Below are 7,511 nucleotides of genomic sequence, written 5' to 3' on the forward strand. Positions count from 1 at the left end.
GCGAACGACGTGCGTAGCGGTCGGATCAACGCGATCCTCGTCACAAGCGGATCGGTCGCCGAACAGGTGCGCGAGCAGTTCCCGCACATTCCGCCTTCGACCGTCGTGGCGGCGATCGGCCCGCGGACCGCCACTGACGCCCAGGCCGCCGGTCTCACTGTCGACGGTGTGGCCGATCGCCAGACCGTCGATGCGCTCATCGAGGTCGTTGCGCGCTTTCCGCTGCTTCATGCGACCGACGAAGCTGCGCCCTGACGCGATCTCCCTTCCAAGAGTGCGGCCGTGCGGATGCCGAGCCCGAGCTGGGCGGCTTCGTGGAGCTGATCGAGAGTGTCGACGTCTCGCCGTGCGCTCCAGGCCCCCCGCTGCTGCCGGCCGGCCTCGATCTCGCGGGCGAGGTCGAGGAATCCTGCTGCCCGGTGGCGGGTGAAAGAGTCCTCACCGAATGCGGGGACGAGCTCGCCGGCCACCGTCCGCGTGATGAGGGTCGTGCCCGTCCCTTCCGCGTCCGGCAGCGCCGCGCTCTCGTACCGTGCTGCCGCCACGAGCACGGTCTCCAGGTCTGTGGCGCGAAGCGCGGGAAGGTCGCCGAGCATCGCGGCTCGCGGCTGGGCGGCATCCGTCACCGCGAGCCCGGCCCGCACCGCGTCGTTCAAGCCGGTTCCGGGGTCGGTGACGACGAGGCAGCCATCCGAGATCTCACGCGCGATCTCGGCATCCGCGGTCACGACCACCACTTGCGCGACGGCCGGGCACGCCTGCGCTGCGGCTATCGTGTCGAGCCCGATCGCGCGCGCCAGTGCTGCCCGATCGATATCCGGCACGACGAGGCGACTCTTTCCCGCGCCGCCGCGCACCGGGATGACAAGCGTCCAGCCGCTCACGGATCCAGACGTTCGCGCAGGCGGGGGAGGATGTCGCGGCTGTAGCGTTCCATGAACTCCGCCTGGTCGTGCCCGGGGTCGTGGAACACGAGGTGGCGGAAGCCGCGCTCGGCGACTTCGACGATGCGATCGACGTGCTCGTCGGGGTCGGACGAGACGATGAACCGTTTCGCGACACGCTCGATCGGCAGTTCCGCGGCCCGTCGCTGCATCTCGATGGGATCGTGAATGCCGACCTTCTCTTCGGGGCTGAGCGCGAGAGGGGCCCAGAACCGGGTGCGCTCGAGGGCCTCGGCAGGATCGGGGTGGTACGAGACCTTCACCTCGATGAGCGTGTCGATGTCATCACGCGTGCGCCCCGACTTCTCCAGCCCCTCATCCAGAGCCGGAAGGAGTGTGTCGGTGTACAGAGCTGGGTCCTTGCCGCTTGTCGTGATGAAGCCATCGGCGACGCGACCTGCCAGACGGGTAGCGGCGGGGCCGGCGGCACCGATGTAGACCGGTACGGGAGTGTCGGGACGGTCGTAGATCGTCGCATCCCGAACCTGCCAGAACTCGCCGTCGAAACTGACGCGCTCGCCGGTCCACAGCTTGTTCAGGAGCGTGAGCGACTCCTTCAGGCGACGGAAACGTTCGGGCGGCTCGGGCCACGGGATGCCGAGGGTCACCTCGTTGAGGGATTCGCCGGTGCCCACCCCCAGGATGACGCGCCCCGGGTACATCACGCCGAGGGTCGCGAAGGCCTGCGCCACGACACCCGGGTGGTAGCGGAAGGTGGGGGTGAGCACCGACGTGCCGAGGAGGACCCGGGACGTTCGCGCCCCGACGGCGCCGAGCCACGGGATAGCCGCCGGCGCATGGCCACCCTCGTGCATCCAGGGCTGCAGGTGGTCGGAGACGAACACCGAGTCGAACCCGGCCTGCTCGGCGCCCACCGCGAAGTCTGCGAGCTCGTTTGGTCCGAACTGCTCGGCTGATGCCTTGTATCCCAGGCGCAGGGGGATCGTCATGGCGTGGTGCTCCTTTCGGTAGCGGGTTCAGTCAGGAATTCGCTGCCGTCGGCCCGGCGGAGCTGGTCGCGGAACTGTGTCACGGTGCCCGGCCACAGCAAGGTGAGGCGCCCGGACCGTTCGTCGACGTACCAGTTGCGGCATCCTCCGGAGACCCAGGCGGTGTCGCGCGAGCGTCGCACGATCATGCGGGTGTACTCCTGCTCGACGGCGGGGTCGGGGCGCAAGGTGGCCGTTGCCGGGGCCGCGGCGATCGTCCGCGCGGCGTACGCTGCCTGCTCCTCCAGCATGAGGATCGATGAGTTGTGACCGAGGGACGCGTTGGGTCCGTTGAGGATGAACAGGTTCGGGAATCCGCTCACGACCGTCGACAGCGCTGATGACATTCCGCTTGCCCAGTGTTCGTCGAGGGAGATCCCGTCTTCACCCGTGACCAGCTCGGCGTAAGGCTGACGCGTCGCGCTGAACCCGGTAGCAAGAACGACGGCATCCACGGCATGGCGCCGCCCGCTCGCGGCGACGAGGGTACCGCCATCCGCCCGTGCCAGCGCCGAGGGCTCAAGGGTGACGGCGTCCGAGGCAACGGCAGGGTAGAAGTCGTCGGAGAGCAGCACCCGCTTGCAGCCGAACGCGTAGTCGGGGGTGAGCCATGCGCGCAGCGTCGGGTCGGATACCTGCGCGTGCAGATGCGCCTGTGCCTGGTCGGATGCCGCGGCAGCTGCAGCGGCGTCACCCGCGCGCGAGGCGTGGCGGGCTTCCCCCTCGCGGAAGAGATCCTCGCGCAGGGCGGCGAGCACCTCGGGGTGGGTCGCGAACCGCTCGCGTTCGGCATCCGTATAGGTTCTGCCGCCGCGGGGAAGGATCCAGGGCGCGGAACGCTGGAACAGTGTCACCTCGGCACCACGGCGCACGAGCTCCGGGACGAGCTGGACTCCGCTCGCGCCCGTGCCGACGACCGCGATGCGCTTACCGTCCAGGTCGAGCTGGGAATCCCACCGCGCGGAGTGCACGACAGGTCCAGGAAAGGCTGCCAGGCCGTGCACTTCCGGCAGGGACGGTTCCGTGAGCCGACCGCACGCGAGGACGTGCATCCGTGCCCGCAGACTGCCGCCGGTGGTCTGCAGGTTCCACGCGCCGTCGTTCCAGCGGGCGTCAAGCAGCGCGGTGTCGAACCGGATGCGGCTATCGATCCCTGTGGTGGCGGCGACGCGTCGGAGGTACGCCTGGATCTCGGCTCCGGGCGCGAACTCCCGTGTCCAGTGCGGCCACGGATGACGCGCCAGAGCGTAGAGGTGGGCTGGAACATCGCAGGCGACGCCCGGGTAGGTGTTCTCGCGCCAGGTGCCTCCCACCTCTCGCGCCCGCTCGAGGATCACGACGTCGGTGACTCCGGCGGCTTCGAGTTCCATCGCGGCGGCGAGGCCCGCGAAACCCGCGCCGACGATCACCACCTCGTGTTCGGGTGTCATCGCGGCTCCCGGGTTCGGTCGCCTGTGCGAGCAGCGGGACGGGCGTCCCGGTAGTCGGTCGTGCGCTGCCGGAGGGGCCGCAGCAGGTGCCGGGCGATGCGCTCAGCCTCAGACAGGGGGAGCTCGCGCCCGTGCTCCACACCGGTGCGGGGCAGGACCCGACCATCGAGCAGCGTGCCGCCGAGGTCGTCGGCGCCCGAGCGCAGCAACACGGGAATGCTGGCGGCGTCGAGCCGAGGCCACGGCACCTGGATGTGTGAGATCGCGCCCGACAGCAGCAGCCGTGACACGGCGACCATGGCGCGATGCTCATCGATCGGTGACCTGTCCGCGACGAGCGGCACGCCGTATCCGGGCAGCGGGATCGGCACGAACTCGGTGAATCCACCCGTCTCGCGCTGCAGGTCGCGAAGGGTGCGCAGGTGCGCGACGCGGTCGGCGGCGCTTTCGACGTGGCCGTAGAAGAGCACGGATGTCGACCGCAGCCCCGCAGCATGTGCGGCGCGGATTGCGGTAAGCCACTGATCGACGGGAAGATCGGTGGCGGCCACCCGCTCGCGGATGCCGTCATCGAGAACCTTGACGCCGGTGCCCGGGACGGTATCGACGCCCGCAGCCCTGAGCTCACGGTAGGCCTCGTCGATCGAGAGTCCGCTCCGGGACGCGAAGTCCCAGACGTCCTGCGGGCGGAAGGCGTGCAGGTGCAGCGTGGGCGCGGCATCCTTCACCGTGCGAGCAAGCTCGAGGTAGGCATCCGCCTCGATCGGGATGATGCCCTGCGCGCACAGCTCGCTCGCACCGAGGTCTGCGGCATCTCGAGCGATCTCGGCGACCTCGGCCAACGTGAATGTGCCGCGGTCCAGGTCGCCGGCGGACACGCTCGGACGCAGCCCGGTCGTGGTGAGGTTGCGATTGACGACGACACTGATGGCCTCACCGACGGTGTAGCGACGCACATCATCTGCTGCGCGGGCGACAGCGTCCAGGTCTGCGCCCTGTGCCGTCAGCAGCCGCGTCCAGTCGTCGTCGGCGAGGGATTCCGGGTCGGTCGCGGCATCCGTGACGAGGGCGTCGAACGAGCTGCCCCGAGCGCGTCGGGCTGCGCTATCTGGGGTCGTCGCGGCGAGCGTCGAGAGCGCGAGCCCCGAGACCGGGTCGGCGAGGGCGGCCACCGCCGAGTGCAGCTCCGGCGCGAGCCACGTCGCGGCGTCGCGGATGTACTCCGGATGCACCGTGAGACGTTCACGCAACTCGAAACCCAGCTCGGCCGTGCGGGCCGCCAGATCGTCGAGGTGGGGCCACGGACGCTCGGGATTGACATGGTCGGCGGTCACCGGCGAGACCCCGCCCCAGTCATCAGCACCGGCCCGCACGAGAAGGGCGAACTCGGTCGGGTCGCTGAGGTTCGGCGGAACCTGGATGCGTGCATTCGCGCCCATCGTCAGGCGCGCAGCCGCCACTGCGGCGACGTACTCCTCCAGCTCGGCATCCGCCGCGTCCCGCATCGCGGTCCCGGGCTTCGCGCGGAAGTTCTGCACGATGATCTCTTGCAGGTGTCCGTGGCGACGGTGCGCGTCCCGCAGAGCCAGCAGGGAGTCGGCGCGGTCGCTGATCGTCTCGCCGATCCCCACGAGGATGCCGGTCGTGAACGGAATGCGGTGGATGCCGGCTTCCTCGATCACCCGAAGCCTGACGTCGGGATCCTTGTCGGGGGACCCATAGTGCACCTGTCCCGGGGTCTCGAACAGCTCGCGCGACGTCGTCTCGAGCATCATGCCCATCGATGGTCCTGTCGGGCGCAACCGCTGAAGTTCGTCGGCGCTCATGACGCCGGGGTTCAGATGCGCGAGCATGCCGGTCTCGGCCGTGATGAGGCGGGCGACGTGCGCGACGTAGTCGAGGGTCGAGGCGAAACCGTGCTCGTCGAGCCAACGGCGAGCCTCGGGCCATCGTTCCTCGGGGCGGTCGCCGAGCGTGAGCAGAGCCTCCTTGCAGCCCTGGCGCTGGCCGGCGCGGGCGACGGCGAGCACCTGCTCGGGGCTCATGAACACCGGCTTGCCGGCGCGCTGCAGCTGTCCGGGGGTATCGACGAACACGCAGTAGTGGCAGCGGTCCCGGCAGAGGGTCGTGACCGGCACGAACACCTTGCGGGAGTAGGTGAAGATTCCCGGGCGTCCAGCCTCTCGCAGGCCGTGATCCCGCAGGTCGCCCGCAACATCGAGGACCGCGTCCAGGTCCGACCCGCGCGCCGAGAGCACCGCGATCAGATCGTCGCGGCTGAGGTCGTCGCCCGCCTCGGCTCGTGAGAGGGCATCGTCGAGGCTCACGGCAGCGGGGCGAGTCGGTGTTCGGTTGAGCGTGCCCACCACCCCAGTGTTGCACCGTCGGTGCAGGGCCCGGTCGTGTGTCGCGGTCGTGTACCCGCGTCCGGTAGATCAAGCGCTTGCGGACGCGCCGATGGCTTCACGGGGCTGCCGCGGAATTCCGGGTGCCGACTCGGTCGGTATCGCGCCTGACCAGGTGTCCATGGAACGATCGTCTTTCGGACGCCGGTCTGGCGAGAGGCCAGGCTTGTCCCCCTTATGGGGGACAGACAGATCCGATGTCCGTAGGTAGCGTCGGCCTTGGCTCGTGAGCGCCCCGTGGGCATTTCCGTGTCGAGGGAGGCCTCTATGCAGGAAGCGCGGTCATTCGCTGACCGGTACTACGAAGTGACGCGAGACCTTGCCGAGGTTCTTGTGACGGCGCGACGCAGGCGCGGCCTCTCTCAAGAAGAGGTCGCGCACATGGCCGATGTATCTGTGCAGACGTATGCGGCGCTCGAGCGGGTCGGGCCTGGTGTCGGGACGGCTCCGAACCCCACGATGGTCACGGTCATTCGTGTTCTGTGGGCTCTGGAGCTGACACCTCACCCGCCGACGTAGCGTACCCGCCTATCTCATGTTTCCGCCTCTGAGTCCAGGGAACGTACTGCCTGGTTTCGTGTGAGTGCCATGGAGAGAGTGAGACATCGACACTCAACGATGACAGGAGGATTGATGAGACACCTGAAAGCCATCTCACTCGGCGGGGCAATCGCCGCGGTGGTGCTCGCAATGACACCGGCCGCGGCAATTGCCGAATCGGGTAACCAGAGCCCCGTGAAGGAGCCCGTCGAGGAGCCCATCACACCGACGTTCTCCGAGATCTCCTTCGCGCACCCGGTCAGCCTGGAGTCCGCGACGACCGTCGCTCGGGCGGCTGGGCTGCCGGTAGAGGGTTACCGGTTCGAGAGCGATTCGATCGTTGGCGACTTCTGGCTCGACGGCGGACTGACGGTCGAGGAGTTCCTTGCCGAGGTCAGGAAGGAAACAGGCACCGCTCCGGAGATCGTCACAGCGTACGTCGACGGGGAGGCATTCACGGACAAGCGTGAGCAGTCCCGCGGACTGGGTGACGTGGTCCTCGGCGCAGATCTCCCCGTGTACGACGCCCCAGACGCTGTTGTTCCGACGGATCGCGGGCCCGCGGAGAGAAGTTCCACAGCGCAGCTCTCCCCTGTTGTGGCGTCCTCGGCTGCCGCGGGGGACACGTGGCAGCCCAACGACGCTCAGGTGATGATCACGGACATGGGGCAGAACCTCTCGATCTCATCGCAGTACTCGTGGTGGTCACTAGACCCATACGCGTCCCCGTTGGTGATGGCAGATCATTGGGGCATGGAGTTCCAGGTCGACTTCTACACGAACAACAGGCCCTGGCCCCCCGGAACACCGATTACATTCCCCGGGAAGGATCTGCGTCCGAATTGCTCCGGCGATGACTACAAGGATTGGGCTGCTGCGTCGAACCAGCCGTTCGACTGGTTCGGATGGGTCATCGACGGCGCGAACGTGGTCGCGGCACCAGGTGCCCTCGGGCTCTATGGTGACTACAACGATCTGTCCGACCCCTGCAACGTGTCGACCGTCGCGGTGGGAATGGCACAGCCCTGGGCCATGCCTTCAGGCACCTACGGCACGAACACTCTCATGATCTACTCCTACCCACTCCGGGGGCAGGAAACCCAGAGCAGGGTCGGATCAATCGTCCAACCCGTGACCCGACACCAATGTGAGAACCAACCCTGGATGCCTCTCACAGACTGCATGGGGGTAACCGCCCTTAGC

7 protein-coding genes are annotated in these 7,511 nt (G+C 68.2%); 3 read left to right on the forward strand and 4 right to left on the reverse strand.

The genetic code is table 11. From position 1 onward, the window contains the following. Window positions 1-255: uroporphyrinogen-III synthase (locus B3587_RS11185; RefSeq protein ID WP_292728635.1), on the forward strand; the 255-nt coding region annotated here is incomplete at its 5' end. On the opposite strand, the gene cofC is transcribed toward B3587_RS11185, so the two are convergent. The 4 genes from cofC to cofG are packed head-to-tail and all read right to left on the reverse strand — an operon-like array spanning window position 228 to window position 5,729. Beyond that, complete coding sequence (cofC, locus tag B3587_RS11190; protein ID WP_228178332.1) at window positions 228-884, reverse strand: 2-phospho-L-lactate guanylyltransferase; 657 nt, start codon at window positions 882-884, stop codon at window positions 228-230. The genes B3587_RS11185 and cofC overlap by 28 nt on opposite strands. Then, a complete protein-coding gene (gene fgd, locus B3587_RS11195; RefSeq protein WP_228178333.1) occupies window positions 881-1,894 on the reverse strand; it encodes a glucose-6-phosphate dehydrogenase (coenzyme-F420) in 1,014 nt (337 codons plus the stop codon). The genes cofC and fgd overlap by 4 nt, the downstream gene beginning before the upstream one ends. After that, window positions 1,891-3,363: a flavin-containing monooxygenase gene (locus B3587_RS11200; RefSeq protein ID WP_228178334.1), complete on the reverse strand. Its 1,473-nt coding sequence runs from the start codon at window positions 3,361-3,363 to the stop codon at window positions 1,891-1,893. Before B3587_RS11200 ends, fgd begins: the two co-directional genes overlap by 4 nt. Then, a complete protein-coding gene (gene cofG, locus B3587_RS11205; RefSeq protein ID WP_292728642.1) occupies window positions 3,360-5,729 on the reverse strand; it encodes a 7,8-didemethyl-8-hydroxy-5-deazariboflavin synthase CofG in 2,370 nt (789 codons plus the stop codon). Before cofG ends, B3587_RS11200 begins: the two co-directional genes overlap by 4 nt. A gap of 306 nt (window positions 5,730-6,035) precedes the next feature. On the opposite strand from cofG, the gene B3587_RS11210 reads away from it, so the two are divergent. Both B3587_RS11210 and B3587_RS11215 read left to right on the forward strand, forming a co-directional pair. Further along, window positions 6,036-6,287 (forward strand): helix-turn-helix transcriptional regulator, encoded by a 252-nt coding sequence (locus tag B3587_RS11210; RefSeq protein ID WP_292728644.1) that lies wholly within the window; start codon window positions 6,036-6,038, stop codon window positions 6,285-6,287. Between the two features lie 114 nt (window positions 6,288-6,401). Continuing rightward, on the forward strand, window positions 6,402-7,511 hold a 1,110-nt coding region (locus B3587_RS11215; RefSeq protein WP_292728647.1), incomplete at its 3' end, for a hypothetical protein.

The organism is Microbacterium sp. UBA837, from assembly GCF_002296025.1.
Classification (GTDB): domain Bacteria; phylum Actinomycetota; class Actinomycetes; order Actinomycetales; family Microbacteriaceae; genus Microbacterium.